Consider the following 15,606-nt stretch of genomic DNA (forward strand, 5'->3'; position numbering starts at 1 on the left):
TCGCGGTAAGCCCCTGAAAGGCCCCGGTGCACGCGCGTCGGCTATCGTCTCGCCCATGAATGCCTCCTTCCGCCTTGGCTGGCGCACCCTGTGGCGCGATCTGCGCGCCGGCGAACTGCGCCTCTTGATCGTTGCCGTTGTGCTGGCCGTGGCCGCGCTCACGGCGGTCGGCTTCTTTGCCGACCGGCTGAAGGGAGGCCTGCAGCGCGATGCGCGGCAGCTGCTCGGCGGCGATGCGGTGGTCGTGAGCGACAACCCCACGCCTGCGACCTTCATCGCGCAGGCCCGCGCATTCGGACTCGAAGGCACTGGCACCTATGGCTTTCCGACCATGGCGCGGGCCGACGATGCCCAAGGCGGAGCGAGCAAGCTGGTGGCCCTGAAGGCCGTGACCGCGGGCTATCCGCTGCGCGGCAACCTGCAGACCGCAATCGCCCCCGATGCGCCCGGCAGCATCACGCGCGACATTCCGCCGGCGGGCGAGGTCTGGGTCGATGCCTCGCTGCTGGATTCGCTCGCGCTCAAGGTGGGGGACATGCTTCTTCTTGGCGACAGCGGTTTGCGCATCGGGCGCGTGATTACCCTGGAGCCGGATCGGGGGGCGGGGTTCATGAGTTTCTCGCCGCGCGTGATGCTCAACCAGGTGGACGTGCCTCGCACCGGCCTCGTGCAGCCTGCGAGCCGTGTCGGCTACCGCTATGCCGTGGCGGGCGAGAACGCGGCCGTCAAGCGCTTTTCCGACTGGGCCGAGGCCACCATCAAGAAGGGCGAGATGCGCGGCGTGCGGCTCGACTCCTTCGAAGGCGGGCGGCCCGAGATGCGCCAGACCCTGGACCGCGCCGAGAAATTCCTGAGCCTGGTTGCACTGCTCGCGGCGCTGCTGTCGGCCGTGGCGGTGGCGCTGGCCGCGCGCGGCTTCGCGGCCAGCCATCTCGACGACTGCGCCATGCTGCGCGTGCTCGGCCAGAGCCAGCGCACCATTGCGCTGGCCTATTCGTTCGAGTTTGCCGTCGTCGGCATCGTGGCCAGCAGCCTCGGCGTGGTGATCGGTTTCGGCGTGCACTACGTGTTCGTGGTGCTCCTTGCGGGGCTGGTGGAAGCGGCGCTGCCCGCGGCCACCCTGTGGCCCGTGGCCTTCGGCCTGGGCATGGGGCTCACGCTGCTGTTCGCCTTCGGCCTGCCGCCGGTGCTGCAGCTGGCGCGGGTGCCCCCGCTGCGCGTGATCCGGCGCGACGTCGGCGGGCTCAAGCCCGCGTCGCTCGCGGTGCTGGGCATTGGCGTGGCCGGCTTCGCGGCCCTGCTGATCGCGGCCAGCAGCGACCTGAAACTGGGCCTGATCGCCGTCGGCGGCTTCGCGGGCGCGGTGGCCGTGTTCGCACTGCTGAGCTGGCTCGCGGTGAAGGTGCTGCGCCGCAGCGTCAATGAAAGCACCGCGCCGCGCTGGCTGGTGCTGGCCACGCGCCAGATCTCGGCGCGGCCGGCCTACGCGGTGGTGCAGGTCAGCGCGCTGGCCGTGGGCTTGCTCGCACTGGTGCTGCTGGTGCTGCTGCGCACCGACCTCGTCGCGAGCTGGCGCAAGGCCACGCCGCCCGATGCGCCGAACCGCTTCGTGATCAACGTCATGCCCGACCAGAGCACCGCGTTCCAGAAGTCGCTGCGCGATGCCGGCGTGCGCAAGTTCGACTGGTATCCGATGATCCGCGGCCGCCTGGTGGCCGTCAACGACAAGCCGGTGTCGCCCGACGACTACGTGGAAGACCGCGCCAAGCGCCTGGTGGACCGCGAGTTCAACCTCAGCAACAGCGTGGAGGCGCCGGCGCACAACAGCATCGTGGCCGGCGCATGGAAGCCCGATGCGCCGGGCGAAGTGAGCGTGGAAGAAGGCCTGGCCGAGACGCTCGGCCTCAAGCTCGGCGACGTGCTGCGCTTCGACATCGGCGGCATGCAGAACGATGCGCGCATCACCTCGCTGCGCAAGGTCGACTGGGGCTCGATGCATGCGAACTTCTTCGTGATGTACACCGTGGCCGCGCTGCCCGACGTGCCGGTGACCTACATGGGCGCCTTCCGCGCGCCCGAGACGCGCGGCTTCGACAACGCGCTGGTGCGCAGCTACCCCAACGTGACCAACGTCGACATGAGCGCCACCATCAACCAGGTGCAGCGCGTGCTCGACCAGGTGATCCGCGCGGTCGAGTTCCTGTTCGGCTTCACGCTCGCGGCGGGGCTGGTGGTGCTGTTCGCCGCAGTCACCGCCACGCGCGAGGAGCGCGCGCGCGAGTTCGCCGTGATGCGCGCGGTGGGCGCGCGGGCCAGCCTGCTGCGCCAGGTGCAGCGCGCCGAGCTGGCGGGCGTGGGCCTGCTGGCGGGCTTCCTCGCAAGCATCGTGGCCTCGGCCATCGGCTGGGGCCTTGCACGCTACGTGTTCGACTTCACCTGGACGGCGTCGCCCATCGTGCCGATTGCCGGCGCGCTCGCGGGCGCGGTGCTGGCGCTGGCGGCGGGCTGGTGGGGCTTGCGCGACGTGCTGCGCAGGCCGGTGGTCGACACGCTGCGGCGCGCGGCGGAATAGATTTTTCCTTCCGCGGGGGCGAAGAGGGCGGGGAATGCAATACATTCCCCGGCCCTGCAATCATTCATTCGTTGAGAAGAAACCCCCTCCATGCGCTTGGCGTCATTCCAGATCACCAACTTTCGCTCGATCAACGACAGCGGCTCCATCGATACCCCACAGATCACGGCGATCCTCGGTCGAAATGACAGCGGCAAATCGAACCTGCTGCGCGCGCTGCACAGCCTGAACCCGGCCGAGGGCCTGGCCGAACTCAGCCCGGTCAAGGACTTTCCGCGGCATCGCCGCCTCGAGGAATGCCAGGACGACACGCCGGTCGTCGCGACGCGCTGGGCCCTCGAAGACAGCGAGCGGGCCGAGCTGGCGCAGATGCTTCCGCGCGCGGCCAACGTGCGCCACGTCACGGCGGGCCGGGGCTACGGCACGGCGCGCTGGAGCGGCCTCGAAGGACTCGGCGACCTCTCGCTCGACGTGTCCGACATCAAGGGCAAGGTCCGCAAGATCGTGCCCGCGGTGAAGGCCGCGGCCGAGAAGCTCGCCGACGACGCGCGCGCGACGCTGGAGCAGGCGGCCGACGCCTTCGACGCCGCGATGATCCTGAGCCCCGACTACATCCGGTGGTCGGCAGGTGCGGTGGCGGCGCTGCAGTCGCTGCGCCAAGCCATGGCCGCCGCGGATGCCGAACTCAGCGACAAGCAGGAGCAGATGCTCGTCGAGCTCGAGGAGATGGCCCGCGCTATCGCCAACGACACGCCGGCGCTTGCAAGGGCGAAGCAGTGGGTGCTCGACAAGCTGCCCCGGTTCATTTACGTGGACGAGTACCCGGCGCTGCCCGGCCGGCAGAACATTGCCGAGCACCTCGCGCGCAAGGGCTGGGGGCAAGCCGCGCCGGAGCAGCGCAACTTCGAGAAGCTCTGCAAGGTCGCGGGGCTCGATCCGCAGCAGCTGCAGGACCTGCTGGAGAAGAACGACCAGGCCACGCGCAACCAGCTCGCCAACCGCGCCGGCTCCGTCGTCACCGCCGAGATCCGCCGGCTCTGGAAGGACCGCGAGCTCAAGGTCCGCTTCAACCTGGACGGGCCGTACATGGACACGCTGGTGTCCGACCCGAACCGCGCCTACGACGTGGAAGTGAACCTCGACGAGCGCAGCCGCGGCTTCCAGTGGTTCTTCTCGTTCTACGTCACCTTCTTCGCGGACACGAAGGGTGCCGGCGATGCCGTCCTGCTGCTGGACGAGCCCGGCCTGCATCTGCATGCGCGCTCGCAGGCCGACCTGCTCGCGCACTTCGAGCAGGATTTCGCCAATCAGATCATCTACACCACGCACTCGCCGTTCATGGTGCCTGTGCACCGGCCCGACGCGGTGCGCACGGCCAGCATGAGCGAAGCCGCCGGCACCACCGTGAGCAACAAGGCCGAGGGTGATGCGCGCACGCTCTATCCGCTGCAGGTGGCGCTTGCGCTGAGCCGAATGGCGGGCGAGGCCGCGAAGCCGCAGTCAAAGGAGAGTACGGCGCGCGTCGCGGTGCCATCGCGCGAGGTCAGCGAGCCGGTGGCGAGTCTTCCTTGCTGAGCGGGGCGTCACAAAAAAACGGTGGATCTTCCTGTCCAATAGCGGCATGGACTATCCACCGAACGAGCTCGCAGAGCGCCTGACCGAACTCGAGATCAAGTCGAGCTATGCCGAGGACCTGCTGGAGCAGCTCAACATGACGATCTACCGGCAACAGCAGCAGATCGACAGTCTGATCCTGCAGGTCACCCAGCTCAAGCAGCAAAGCCAGAACGCGGGGCAGGAGGGGGCGGCGCGCAACTTGCGCGACGAGCTGCCGCCGCATTATTGAGTGCCTTGTTCGGGGGGCGCTCCCGCCGACGGGGTACCTTGCTCCGCGAATGTCCCCCGCCTTCGGCTCCTCCTTTATTTCGCTGCGCAAGGCACCCCATCGGCGGGATCGTTATGCAGAGCGGTCGTTGATCAGCGGTACACCAGCAGCGTGCCCTGGTGCACAGGGCATCGGGTGCTCCCCGCAGCGAAATAAAGGAGGAGGCCGAAGGCCGGGGGACATTCGCGGAGGGGAGTACCCGGTGGCCTGTGCACGTGCCCCGAACAAGAACAGCAGCGTCCCGAACAGCAGCGCCCAAAACAAGATCAACCGTGCGAATGCCAGAGCACCGCAAAGAAGTGGCAGGTGCTGCCCGCCAGCACGAACAGGTGCCACACCGAATGGGCAAAGCGCACCTTGTTGTCGAACAGGAAGACCACCGCACCCGCGGTGTAGAACAGCCCGCCGGCCACGAGCCAGCCCAGGCCCGCGGGTGACATGCGCTCGTACAGCGGCACCGCTGCCATCAGCGCCATCCATCCCATCGCCACGTAGAGCCCGGTCGACCACAGCGGATGCCGCAGCCGGTTGAACAGCTTGGCGCCCACGCCGAGCGCCGCCGCGGCGCAGATGCAGCCGAACAGCGTCCAGCCCCAGGGCCCGCGCAGCACGCCGAAGAGAAACGGCATGTAGCTGCCCGCGATGAAGAGGTAGATGGCCGCGTGGTCGAGCCGGTTGAACCATGCCTTGGCCCGGCCCATCGGCAGTGCGTGGTACAGCGTGGAGATCAAATACAGCACGATGGCCGTGCCGGCAAAGAGCGAGGCGCCGACCACGCTCGCGGCCTGGCCGCTCTGCGAGGCGCTGTAGACCAGGATCGGCAGCGACGCCACGGCCAGCAGCAGGCCGAGGCCGTGGCTCAACGCATTGAAGATCTCTTCGAGCGCGGTCTGGGCGCGGACCGCAGACACCGGTTTGCTGGAAGTCATGCTATTTCACCTTTACTTGACCTGCTGCTTGCCGAGCTTGCGCGCCAGCGTGCGCCGGTGCATGCCGAGCCGCCGCGCGGTTTCGGAAATGTTGAAGCCGGTCTCGGCCAGCATCTCGTGGATGCGCTCCCATTCGAGCGTCTTGATCGAGGTCGAGCGGTTGGTCAGCTCCACCTCCGTGGTGCCGGTGGCGCGGCCGAAGGCGGCCTCGATGTCGTCGGTGTTCGATGGCTTGGCCAGGTAGTGGCAGGCGCCGAGCTTGATGGCTTCGACAGCCGTGGCAATGCTGGCAAAGCCGGTCAGCACCACGATCAGCATCTTCGGGTTGTGCCGGTGCAGCATCTGCACGCAGGCCAGGCCCGAGGCCTCGCCGTTGAGCTTCAGGTCGACCACCGCATAGCCGGGCGAATGGGCCTGCAGCAGCGCCTCGACCTCGTCGGCATTGGTGGCGTGCGTGACCGCATAGCCGCGGCGCTCGAACGACTTGCCGAGCGTGCGCGCGAAGGCCGCGTCGTCCTCGACGATCAGCAGCTGGCGTTCGGCTTCGGTGGTTTCCGTCATGGCCTTGCGTTTCGATCGATGATGGTGTCGGCGGCGCCGATGGCCTGGGTCTCTTCGTCCTCGTCTTCCTCTTCGAGCACGACCGCCGCAAGCGGCAGCGTGATGGCCACGATGGCGCCGCCCTCGGGCCGGTTGTGCACCGCCACGCGGCCGCCCAGGGTGCGCGCCACGTTGACCACCAGGAACAGCCCGAGCCCGCCGCCCGGGCGGCCCTTGCTCGACTGGTAGGGCTTGCCGAACTCCTTCAGGATGGACGGCAGGAAGCCCGGGCCTGCATCGGTGACCGTGAGGGTCAGCGCGTCGGCGTCGTGCGCCACTTCGAAGCGCAGCCAGTGCGGCGAGGCTTCCAGCGCATTGTCGAGCACGTTGCAGATCATCTGCTTGAGCGCCGAGTCGGAGACCATGGGCAGGTCCTGGCCAAAGCGGTTCTCGTAGTCGAACTCTTCGACCGGACGCGTGCTGCGCCATTCCTCGACCAGTTCGTCGAGGAAGGTGCGGACGGTGGTTTCTTCCGACGATTCGCCGCGCGCCTCGCCGGCCGACAGCAGGATGCCGCTCACGATGCTCTTGCAGCGCTGGATCTGCAGCTCCATCTCGGCCACCTCGGTCAGCAGCTCGGGGTCGGAGCTGAAATGCGGCAGGCGGCGCCAGTCGCCGAGGATCACGGCCAGCGTGGCAAGCGGCGTGCCCAGTTCGTGCGCGGCGCCCGAGGCCAGCAGCCCCATGCGCACGATGTGCTCCTCTTCCGATGCACGCTGGCGCAGGTCGGCCAGCCGTGCGTCGCGTGCGCGCAGGTTGCGGCTGATGCGCGTGATGAACACCACCAGCAGCGCGGCGTTGAGCGCGAAGCAGATCAGCATGCCCTGCACATAGGGGCTCCAGAGACCGCGGTCGTGGTCGAGCGGCAGTGCGAGGGGGCGCGAGAAGAGCGCCAGCCCCGCAAAGCAGAGGCTGGTGACGACCACGATGGTCCAGGTCGACCAGGCCTTGAGCAGCACCGCGCCCAGGATGACCTGCAGCAGGTACAGGAAGACGAAGGGATTGGTGGCGCCGCCGCTCAGGTAGAGCTGGGCGGTGAGCGTGGCCACGTCGACCAGCAGCGCGAGAAAGAGCTCGCCGTTGGTCACGCGGCGCGGGCTGCGCGAGCGCAGCAGGCTCACGCCGTTGAAGAGCGCGAGGCAGGTCAGCACCTGCAGCATGTGCTCCAGCGGCAGCCGGATGCCGAAGCCGTAGTGCACGACGAGGATGGTGGCGACCTGCCCGACCACCGCGAACCAGCGCAGCTGGATCAGCTGCTGCATGTTCTTGTGGCCGGTGGCGTTGTCCAGGCTTGCCACGCCCGCGCGCGGCGGATGCAGTTCCCCCGCGACCGCGACGGCTTCAGTCGCGGCGGGCATCGGGGCGGGCGGTGGCGTCGGCATGGGCCGTATTTTCGCCTGTGCCGCCATCGGCCCCGCCGGCGCGCCGGCGCCCCTCGCGCCAGCCGAACCAGGCTGCGCCCAGGACCATCAGCGCAAGGCCGTACCAGGTGATCGCATAGACCAGGTGGCTGTTGGGAAAGGCAATGACCGTGAGGCCCGCGGCCGGCCAGGCGGGGGCCGCGCCGGGCGGGGAGGGCGCGGCCTCGGCATCGACGAAGTACGGTGCCGCGTCGTCGAGGCCGCGCGCCGCGGCAATGGCCTGCACGTCGCGCGAGAACCAGCGATCGGCGGCCGGTTCGTTCCGGCGCAGGAAGCCGCCCTTGGGCTCGCTGATGCGCAGGAGGCCGGTCACGGTGGTTTCGCCCTGGGGCTCGGTGGCTGCGCGGGCGGCGCGGTCGCGCGCCTCGGGCGGCACGAAGCCCCGGTTGACCAGCACGATGCTGCCGTCGGCGGCCTGCAGCGGCGTCAGCACCCAGAAGCCGGCGCCGAGCCGGGTGCTGGCCTGAACCAGGGTTTCCTTGTCGTGGAGGAAGCGGCCGGCGATGCGCACGCGGCGGTATTCGTCGGCGGCCGCGCTCACCTGCGGCCAGCGCTCGCGTCCGGGCGCTTCGGAGGCCGGGGCATGCACGCGCTGCTCGACGCGGGCGATGAGATCGAGCTTCCAGGCCCGGCGCTCGACCTGCCAGGTGCCGAGCGCGAAGAAGCCGGCAAAGGCAAGGGCCGCACAGACCGCCAGAGCCACCCGGGCCGCCGCGCCTCGCTGGCGGCCGGCCGGTGTGTCGTCGTGGGTGCTGGGGTCTGGCGGCGGGGACGTCAAGGCATGTTCTTCATGTCGTGCACCGACATCGGCATCATGTTGGCGTTCATGTGGTACATGACCCAGAGCGATCCGGCCAGCGTGATGACGACGAGCACGATCGTGAAGATCAGCGCCAGCATGTTCCAGCCGCTCTCGGACTTGGCGTCCATGTGCAGGAAATAGATCATGTGGACCACGATCTGCACCGCGGCAAAGCCCAGGATCACAAGCGAGGTGGTGCTCGTCTTGCCGAGCACGTTGCCCATGACGAGCCAGAAGGGAATCGCGGTCAGGATCACGGCCAGCACGAAGCCGGTCATGTAGCCCTTGAAGGTGCTGTGGCTCACGGGGCCATCGTCGTGATGATCGTCGTGCGCATCGTGTGCGCCATGGCCGTGCGCTGCGTTTTCGGTGTGGGCGTTGCTCATGCCATCGATCCCATGAGATAGACGAAGGTGAAGACGCCGATCCACACCACGTCCAGGAAGTGCCAGAACATCGACAGGCACATCAGGCGGCGGCGGTTGGCGGCGGTGAAACCGTGCTTGGGCAGCTGGAACATCAGCACGACGAGCCACACGATGCCGAAGGTCACGTGCAGGCCGTGGGTGCCCACCAGTGCGAAGAATGACGACAGGAACGCGCTGCGCTGCGGGCCCGCGCCTTCGTGCAGCAGGTGCGCGAACTCATAGAGCTCCAGGCCGATGAAGCCCGCGCCCAGGAGGCCCGTGATAGCCAGCCAGGCCAGCGTGCCGCCCATGCGCTTTCTCTGCATCTCGAGCACCGCAAAGCCATAGGTGATCGACGACAGCAGCAGCAGCGAGGTGTTGACCGCCACCAGCGGCAGGTCGAACAGGTCGGCGCCCGAAGGGCCGGCCGCGTAGCTGCGGCCGAGCACGCCGTACACCGCGAACAGGCAGGCGAAGATGAGGCAGTCGCTCATCAGGTAGAGCCAGAAGCCGAGCAGCGTGCCGTTTTCGGGGTGGTGGTCGTTGCCGACGTGGAACAGCTCGAACACGGGCGGCTTGCCCGTGGCGTCGCTGTGGGCGCCGGCCTGGGCGTGATGGCCCGCGGGAGAGTGGAGGGCGGTGGTATCAGACATGGGCTGCTGCCAGGAGGCGGGTGCGCTCGGCCTCGGTGCGAACGACTTCTTCCGCGGGGATGTGGTAGTCGCGCTTGTAGTTGAAGGTGTGGATGATGACGGCTGCCAGCATGGCGAAGAACGCCACGCCCGCCACCAGCCACATCTGCCAGATCAGCGCAAAGCCGCAGGCCCCGGCCAGGGCCGCGATGATGAAGCCTGCGGCCGTGTTCTTGGGCATGTGGATGGGCGTGAAGCCGTCGACCGGGCGGGCGTAGCCGCGGCGCTTCATGTCGGTCCAGGCATCGTTGTCGTGGATGCGCGGCGTGAACGCGAAGTTGTAGGCCGGCGGCGGCGACGAGGTCGACCATTCGAGCGTGCGGCCGTTCCACGGGTCGCCCGTGGTGTCGCGCAGCGAGTCGCGGCGGATGTAGCTCACCACCAGCTGGATCAGGAACGAGGCGATGCCCAGCGCGATCAGCACCGCGCCGAAGGCCGCAACCTGGAACCAGATCTGCAGCGACATGTCCTGGAAGTGGCTCATGCGGCGCGTGACGCCCATCAGGCCCAGCACATACAGCGGCATGAACGCGAACCAGAAGCCCACGATCCAGAACCAGAACGAGCACTTGCCCCAGAACGGGTCGAGCTTGTAGCCGAAGGCCTTCGGGAACCAGTAGGTGATGCCTGCCAGCATGCCGAACAGCACGCCGCCGATGATCACGTTGTGGAAGTGGGCGATCAGGAACAGGCTGTTGTGCAGCACGAAGTCGGCCGGGGGCACCGCGAGCAGCACGCCCGTCATGCCGCCGATCACGAAGGTGATCATGAAGCCGATGGTCCACATCATGGGCAACTCGAAGCGGATGCGGCCGCGGTACATGGTGAAGAGCCAGTTGAAGATCTTCGCGCCCGTCGGGATCGAGATGATCATCGTCGTGATGCCGAAGAACGAGTTCACGCTGGCACCGGAGCCCATGGTGAAGAAGTGGTGCAGCCACACGAGGTACGACAGGATCGTGATCACCACCGTGGCGTAGACCATCGAGGCGTAGCCGAAAAGGCGCTTGCCGCTGAAGGTGGACACCACTTCCGAGAAGATGCCGAAGGCCGGCAGGATCAGGATGTAGACCTCGGGGTGGCCCCAGATCCAGATCAGGTTCACGTACATCATGGCGTTGCCGCCGAGGTCGTTCGTGAAGAAGTTGGTGCCGACGTAGCGGTCCAGCGACAGCAGCGCGAGCACGGCCGTGAGCACCGGGAAGGCGGCCACGATCAGCACGTTGGTGCACAGGGCCGTCCAGGTGAACACCGGCATCTTCATCATCGTCATGCCGGGCGCGCGCATCTTCACGATGGTGGCCAGCAGGTTGACGCCCGACAGCAGCGTGCCGACCCCTGCGATCTGCAAGGACCAGATGTAGTAGTCCACCCCCACGTCGGGGCTGAAGAGAATGCCCGACAGCGGCGGGTAGGCGAGCCAGCCGGTCTTGGCGAATTCACCCACGAAGAGCGACGCCATCACGAGGCCGGCGCCGAAGGTGGTCATCCAGAAGCTGAAGTTGTTCAGGAACGGGAAGGCCACGTCGCGCGCGCCGATCTGCAGCGGCACCACGAAGTTCATGAGGCCCGTGACCAGCGGCATGGCCACGAAGAAGATCATGATCACGCCGTGGGCGGTGAAGATCTGGTCGTAGTGGTGCGGCGGCAGGAAGCCGGCGTTGTCGCCGAAGGCGATGGCCTGCTGGGCCCGCATCATGATGGCGTCGGAGAAGCCGCGCAGCAGCATCACCAGGCCAAGGATGATGTACATGATGCCGATCTTCTTGTGGTCGATGCTGGTGATCCAGTCGCGCCACAGCACGCCCCACACCTTGTAGTAGGTGATGGCGCCCAGCAGTGCGAGGCCGCCGAGGACGACCGCGATGAAGGTGCCGATCAGGATCGGCTCATGGTAGGGAATCGCCTCCCAGGTGAGGCGGCCGAAGATGAGCTTCGTCAGGTCAAGGTTCTCGAACATCGTCATTCTTCGGTGGTGCACATCGCCGTGACGTACTTGCGCTTGGGCGAATTGGTGAGGGTGTCAGCCTGCCAGGCCTGCCTGGTGGCGATGTTGAACGCGCCGGGCTTGCCCAGTCCGCCGTCCGCGTCGATGGCCATCATTTCCTTCATGCACATCTTGTTGCGGTCGACACAGAGATTGAGGATGGCGTCGTACAGGTCGGGGGCCACTGCGGCGTAGTGCCGCACCGGCTCGCGCTCGCTCGGCACTTCGAGCTTCTTGTACTGCTCGCGCGTGAGTTCGCCGTCCTTGCCGGCCTTGACCTTCTGCACCCACTGGTCGAAGTCGGTGTTGCTCAGGCCGTGGAACTTGAAGCGCATGCCGGAGAAGCCGGCGCCGCTGTAGTTGGCCGAGAAGCCCTCGAACTCGCCCGGCTTGTTGATGACCGCGTGCAGCTTGGTTTCCATGCCCGGCATGGCGTAGATCTGGCCGGCCAGCGCAGGAATGAAGAAGGAGTTCATCACCGAGGAGGCCGTGATCTTGAAAGTGATCGGCCGGTCGACCGGCGCGGCCATTTCGTTCACCGTGGCAAAGCCCTGCTCGGGGTAGATGAAGAGCCACTTCCAGTCGAGCGCCACCACTTCGACCACCAGCGGCTTGGCCTCGGCGGGAATCGGGCGCTCGGCGTCGAGCCGGCTGAGCGGGCGGTACGGGTCGAGCGTGTGGGTGCTGATCCAGGTGATGGCGCCCAGCGCGATGATGATCAGGAGCGGCGCGGCCCAGATCGCGAGCTCGAGCTGGGTGGAATGGTCCCAGTCGGGGCTGTAGTCGGCCTCCTTGTTCGACTGGCGGTAGCGCCAGGCAAAGAAGAGGGTCAGCGCGATCACCGGAATGATGATGATCAGCATCAGCACGGTGGAGACGACGATGAGGCGTCCCTGCTGGTTGGCGATGTCGCCGGAAGGGTTCATGAGCACCGTGTTGCAGCCTGCCAGCAAGGCAAGCGGAAGCAACAGGGGCCATCGGCGAAGAGATTTGAGGGTGGGCATGCCGAAAGAAAGAAGTGCGTGGGCTGCGCAAAGACTCCACAATCTACGACCAAAGGCTTCTGCCGCCTATTGGACGTTTTGTCCTATGGCGGGAATCCTCATTCGGTGAGACGCTTGGACCCTGTTCAATGGTCTACCTTGGTCACTGCCGGTGACACCCGAATTAAAAAACGCAATGACGACGACGTCCAGCATCAGTCCGCAAGGCGCACAGCCTGTGCCGAACACGTCCGAAAACGACGCCCGGCAGGGCGGCGAACATTCACACATCGCGCCGGGCGAGATCGCCGTGGGCGTGATCATCGGCCGGGCGTCGGAATATTTCGATTTCTTCGTCTACGGCATTGCCTCGGTGCTGGTGTTCCCGGCGGTCTTCTTTCCGTTCGAGGCGCGTCTGGAGGGAACCCTCTACGCCTTCGTGGTTTTTTCCTTCGCGTTCATTGCGCGGCCGTTCGGAACTGTCATTTCAATGGCCATCCAGCGACGCTTCGGGCGGGAAGCCAAGCTGACCATTGCGCTGTTCGTGCTGGGAACCTCTACCGCCGGCATCGCCTTCCTGCCGGGCTACGCGAGCCTCGGGTTCACGTCGATCGTGCTGCTGTCGGTGTTCCGCTTCGCCCAGGGCCTGGCGCTCGGCGGCTCGTGGGACGGCCTGCCGTCGCTGCTGGCGCTCAATGCGCCGGAAAACCGCCGCGGCTGGTACGCCATGCTGGGCCAGCTGGGCGCGCCGCTCGGATTTTTCGTGGCCAGCGCGCTGTTCGCCTACCTCTATGCCAACCTGCCGTCCAAGGACTTCCTCGACTGGGGCTGGCGCTACACCTTCTACGTGGCTTTCGCGATCAACGTGGTGGCGCTGTTCGCGCGCCTGCGGCTGGTGGCTACCGAAGAATATTCCCGCCTGCTCGAAGAGCGCGAGCTGCAGCCCACCAGCGTGGTCGAGCTGACCCGCTCGCAGGGCGCCAACCTGCTGATCGGCGCGTTCGCGGCGCTGGCCAGCTATGCGCTGTTCCACCTGATCACGGTGTTCCCGCTGTCGTGGATCACGCTGTACTCCGACCAGTCGATCACCGAGTTCCTGGTGGTGCAGATGATCGGCGCGGTGTTCTGCGCCGGCGGCATCGTGGCCTCGGGCCTGGTTGCCGACCGCGTGGGCCGGCGTTTCACGCTGGGCGGGCTGGCCGCGATGATCGCGGTGTTCAGCGGCTTTGCGCCCACGCTGCTCGACGGCGGCCGCATCGGGCAGGACATCTTCATCCTGCTGGGCTTCGTGCTGCTGGGCCTCTCGTACGGCCAGGCGGCGGGCGCCGTGACTTCGAACTTCGAGCCCAAGTACCGCTACACCGGCGCCGCGCTCACGGCCGACCTGGCCTGGCTCATCGGTGCCGCCTTCGCGCCGCTGGTGGCGCTGGGGCTGTCGGCGAATTTCGGGCTGGCCTATGTCAGCGTCTACCTGCTGTCCGGTGCGGTCGGCACGCTGGCGGCGCTGGGGCTCAACCGGGCGCTGGTGCGCGACTGAAGAGGCGGATCGCAGCCGTTTCTCCAAAAGGGGCCGCTGGGCCCCTTTTTGTTTTCCGGTGCACGGGGCTTAGGATCACCCCATGTTCACCGCCGCCATCTTCGACATGGACGGGCTGCTGATCGATTCGGAGCGGCCCATCATGGCCGCCTGGATCGAAGCGGCCCGCACGCTCGACATCGAGCTTTCGCACGCCCAGTACCTGCAATGCGTGGGGCTGGCCATGGGCGAATCGAAGCAGATCCTTGCGGCGCTGCTCGGCGGCATGGCCGCCTACCAGCACGCGGCGACGCAAGTGACCGCCGCGCTGCAGCTGGAGCGCGCCGACGGCGACGCCCGGCCACTCTTTCCCATCAAGCCCGGCGCGGCCGAGTTGCTCGCTGCCTTGCGCGGACGCGGCACACGCTGCGCGGTCGCCTCGTCGTCCGCGCGCGGCCAGATCGCGGCCTGCCTCGGCAGCCTCGACGTGCTCCATCACTTCGAGGCCTTCGCAGGCGGCGACGAGGTGGCGCGCGCCAAGCCCGATCCCGCGCTCTACCTGCTCGCGGCGGAGCGCCTGGGCGTGGACCCGGCGGAATGCGTGGCCTTCGAGGACAGCGAGAACGGCGCCAAGGCCGCGCTGGCGGCGGGCCTTCGGGTCGTGATCGTGCCGGACCTCAAGCATCCGCCCGCCGCGATCGTCGAGCGGGCATTCCATGTGCTCGACTCGCTGCACGAGGCCATCGCTCACGTGCCGCGCTGGTTCCCCGTGCCGCTGGAGAGGCTCGCGTAGTCCGGAGTCAGAGCACTTCGTCGCGCAGCTGCGGAAACACCTTCGACACCTTGGCGAGCAGGTAGTCGCCGTAGCGGCCGTTGAAGGCGTGCACGTTGGCGCGGTCCCAGCGCCCGGCGCTGTCGTCGCGCGCCTCGGCGCCCGCCAGGCCCTCGATGCGCTGCACACGCGCCTCGAAGTTCGGGTCGAAGAACAGCGGAAACGAGAGCCGGTCGCGGCCCGAGGTGTTGCGCTTCACGCGGTGCGGCGTCGACTTGTAGAGTCCGCCCGTCATGCGGTCGAGCATGTCGCCGATATTGCAGACGAAGGAGCCCGGAATCGGCGGCGCATCGATCCAGCCGCCGGGCGTGTGCACGGCGAGGCCGCCCACGTCGTCCTGGTGCAGCAGGGTGAGCAGGCCGTAGTCGGTGTGCTCGCCCACGCCCCATTGCACGTCGAGCCCTTCGGGCACGGGCTGCGAAGGGTAGTTGAAGAGGCGGAACAGGATCAGCGGGTCGGCGGTGTAGCGTTCGGCGAAATACGACGCCGGCAGGCCGAGGCTCAGCGCGATGCCCTCCATCAGCCGGTGGCCCAGCTGCGTGACGGCCGCCATGTAGGCGAGGATGGTTTCGCGCAAACCCGGCACGCCGGGGAACAGGTTGGGCCCGTGCACCGGCGTCTTTGCCTGCACCAGCGGATGCGATGCGGGCAACTCGGTGCCGAGGTAGAGGCCTTCCTTCCAATCGGGCCGGCCCGAGGTCAGCTCGCCGCCGAGCGGGAAGTAGCCGCGCCAGGCGCGTCCGCCCAAAGCCATGCGCCACTGCAGCTTGTTTTCTTCGGGCAGTTCGAAGAACCGGCGGCTCAGGTCTTCGAGCCGCCGCACCAGCGCCGCGTCGACACCGTGGCCCGTGACATAGAAGAAGCCATGCGCGCGGCAGGCGGCGCCGATCTGTGCGGCCACGCCTTCGCGACCAGGGGCGCCGGCCACGAGCGAGGCGACGTCGATCACGGGGAGCATTTGCGGGTCGGTCATGGGCGTG

Annotated in this window: 14 protein-coding genes; 5 read left to right on the top strand and 9 right to left on the bottom strand. The window is 67.4% G+C overall.

Going from position 1 to position 15,606, the window contains the following annotated elements:
* Positions 1–55: 55 nt before the first annotated feature.
* The 3 genes from L1081_RS00625 to L1081_RS00635 all read left to right on the top strand — a co-directional run bounded on the left by L1081_RS00625 (position 56) and on the right by L1081_RS00635 (position 4,418).
* Complete coding sequence (locus L1081_RS00625) at positions 56–2,572, top strand: FtsX-like permease family protein (protein ID WP_489414716.1); 2,517 nt, start codon at positions 56–58, stop codon at positions 2,570–2,572.
* Between the two features lie 90 nt (positions 2,573–2,662).
* Entirely contained in the window at positions 2,663–4,147 is a 1,485-nt protein-coding gene (locus L1081_RS00630; protein ID WP_489414717.1) for an AAA family ATPase, read from the top strand.
* A 46-nt stretch (positions 4,148–4,193) separates the two neighbouring features.
* The gene (locus L1081_RS00635) at positions 4,194–4,418 is read left to right on the top strand and encodes a SlyX family protein (protein ID WP_021008727.1); all 225 of its coding nucleotides are present in this window, start codon (positions 4,194–4,196) and stop codon (positions 4,416–4,418) included.
* Positions 4,419–4,723: 305 nt separating this feature from the next.
* On the opposite strand, the gene trhA is transcribed toward L1081_RS00635, so the two are convergent.
* From trhA to cyoA, 8 genes are read right to left on the bottom strand one after another with little or no spacing between them, the layout of a single operon-like run.
* Positions 4,724–5,386, bottom strand: coding sequence for a PAQR family membrane homeostasis protein TrhA (gene trhA / locus L1081_RS00640; RefSeq protein WP_489414718.1), 663 nt, complete (start codon positions 5,384–5,386; stop codon positions 4,724–4,726).
* A 12-nt stretch (positions 5,387–5,398) separates the two neighbouring features.
* Entirely contained in the window at positions 5,399–5,947 is a 549-nt protein-coding gene (locus L1081_RS00645; RefSeq protein WP_489414719.1) for a response regulator, read from the bottom strand.
* The gene (locus tag L1081_RS00650; protein WP_489414720.1) at positions 5,944–7,344 is read right to left on the bottom strand and encodes an ATP-binding protein; all 1,401 of its coding nucleotides are present in this window, start codon (positions 7,342–7,344) and stop codon (positions 5,944–5,946) included. Before L1081_RS00650 ends, L1081_RS00645 begins: the two co-directional genes overlap by 4 nt.
* A complete protein-coding gene (locus L1081_RS00655) occupies positions 7,328–8,185 on the bottom strand; it encodes an SURF1 family cytochrome oxidase biogenesis protein (RefSeq protein ID WP_489414721.1) in 858 nt (285 codons plus the stop codon). Before L1081_RS00655 ends, L1081_RS00650 begins: the two co-directional genes overlap by 17 nt.
* Positions 8,182–8,595: a cytochrome o ubiquinol oxidase subunit IV gene (gene cyoD, locus L1081_RS00660; protein ID WP_489414722.1), complete on the bottom strand. Its 414-nt coding sequence runs from the start codon at positions 8,593–8,595 to the stop codon at positions 8,182–8,184. The genes L1081_RS00655 and cyoD overlap by 4 nt, the downstream gene beginning before the upstream one ends.
* Entirely contained in the window at positions 8,592–9,269 is a 678-nt protein-coding gene (cyoC, locus tag L1081_RS00665) for a cytochrome o ubiquinol oxidase subunit III (RefSeq protein ID WP_489414723.1), read from the bottom strand. Before cyoC ends, cyoD begins: the two co-directional genes overlap by 4 nt.
* Positions 9,262–11,274 carry a cytochrome o ubiquinol oxidase subunit I gene (gene cyoB / locus L1081_RS00670; protein WP_489414724.1) on the bottom strand — a complete coding sequence of 671 codons (2,013 nt, stop codon included), beginning with the start codon at positions 11,272–11,274 and terminating at the stop codon, positions 9,262–9,264. The genes cyoC and cyoB overlap by 8 nt, the downstream gene beginning before the upstream one ends.
* Positions 11,271–12,299, bottom strand: coding sequence for a ubiquinol oxidase subunit II (gene cyoA / locus L1081_RS00675; RefSeq protein ID WP_489414725.1), 1,029 nt, complete (start codon positions 12,297–12,299; stop codon positions 11,271–11,273). Before cyoA ends, cyoB begins: the two co-directional genes overlap by 4 nt.
* A 175-nt stretch (positions 12,300–12,474) precedes the next feature.
* Between cyoA and L1081_RS00680 the strand changes: the two genes are divergently transcribed.
* Both L1081_RS00680 and L1081_RS00685 read left to right on the top strand, forming a co-directional pair.
* Positions 12,475–13,815 carry an MFS transporter gene (locus L1081_RS00680; RefSeq protein WP_489414726.1) on the top strand — a complete coding sequence of 447 codons (1,341 nt, stop codon included), beginning with the start codon at positions 12,475–12,477 and terminating at the stop codon, positions 13,813–13,815.
* Positions 13,816–13,897: 82 nt separating this feature from the next.
* Positions 13,898–14,587 (top strand): HAD-IA family hydrolase, encoded by a 690-nt coding sequence (locus L1081_RS00685; RefSeq protein WP_489414727.1) that lies wholly within the window; start codon positions 13,898–13,900, stop codon positions 14,585–14,587.
* Between the two features lie 7 nt (positions 14,588–14,594).
* Here the strand turns inward: L1081_RS00685 and L1081_RS00690 are convergent, their stop codons facing one another.
* Positions 14,595–15,599, bottom strand: coding sequence for a 2-oxoglutarate and iron-dependent oxygenase domain-containing protein (locus L1081_RS00690; protein WP_489414728.1), 1,005 nt, complete (start codon positions 15,597–15,599; stop codon positions 14,595–14,597).
* Positions 15,600–15,606 lie beyond the last annotated feature (7 nt).

Source organism: Variovorax sp. MSC1_012, assembly GCF_023667525.1.
Lineage (GTDB): Bacteria > Pseudomonadota > Gammaproteobacteria > Burkholderiales > Burkholderiaceae_C > Variovorax > Variovorax beijingensis_B.

Coding starts and splice junctions, on each gene's coding strand:
- L1081_RS00630 (WP_489414717.1), top strand. CDS start 2,663: ATGCGCTTGGCGTCATTCCAGATCACCAACTTTCGCTCGATCAACGAC.
- L1081_RS00680 (WP_489414726.1), top strand. CDS start 12,475: ATGACGACGACGTCCAGCATCAGTCCGCAAGGCGCACAGCCTGTGCCG.
- L1081_RS00625 (WP_489414716.1), top strand. CDS start 56: ATGAATGCCTCCTTCCGCCTTGGCTGGCGCACCCTGTGGCGCGATCTG.
- L1081_RS00635 (WP_021008727.1), top strand. CDS start 4,194: ATGGACTATCCACCGAACGAGCTCGCAGAGCGCCTGACCGAACTCGAG.
- L1081_RS00690 (WP_489414728.1), bottom strand. CDS start 15,599: ATGACCGACCCGCAAATGCTCCCCGTGATCGACGTCGCCTCGCTCGTG.
- trhA (WP_489414718.1), bottom strand. CDS start 5,386: ATGACTTCCAGCAAACCGGTGTCTGCGGTCCGCGCCCAGACCGCGCTC.
- cyoB (WP_489414724.1), bottom strand. CDS start 11,274: ATGACGATGTTCGAGAACCTTGACCTGACGAAGCTCATCTTCGGCCGC.
- cyoD (WP_489414722.1), bottom strand. CDS start 8,595: ATGAGCAACGCCCACACCGAAAACGCAGCGCACGGCCATGGCGCACAC.
- cyoA (WP_489414725.1), bottom strand. CDS start 12,299: ATGCCCACCCTCAAATCTCTTCGCCGATGGCCCCTGTTGCTTCCGCTT.
- cyoC (WP_489414723.1), bottom strand. CDS start 9,269: ATGTCTGATACCACCGCCCTCCACTCTCCCGCGGGCCATCACGCCCAG.
- L1081_RS00650 (WP_489414720.1), bottom strand. CDS start 7,344: ATGCCCGCCGCGACTGAAGCCGTCGCGGTCGCGGGGGAACTGCATCCG.
- L1081_RS00685 (WP_489414727.1), top strand. CDS start 13,898: ATGTTCACCGCCGCCATCTTCGACATGGACGGGCTGCTGATCGATTCG.
- L1081_RS00645 (WP_489414719.1), bottom strand. CDS start 5,947: ATGACGGAAACCACCGAAGCCGAACGCCAGCTGCTGATCGTCGAGGAC.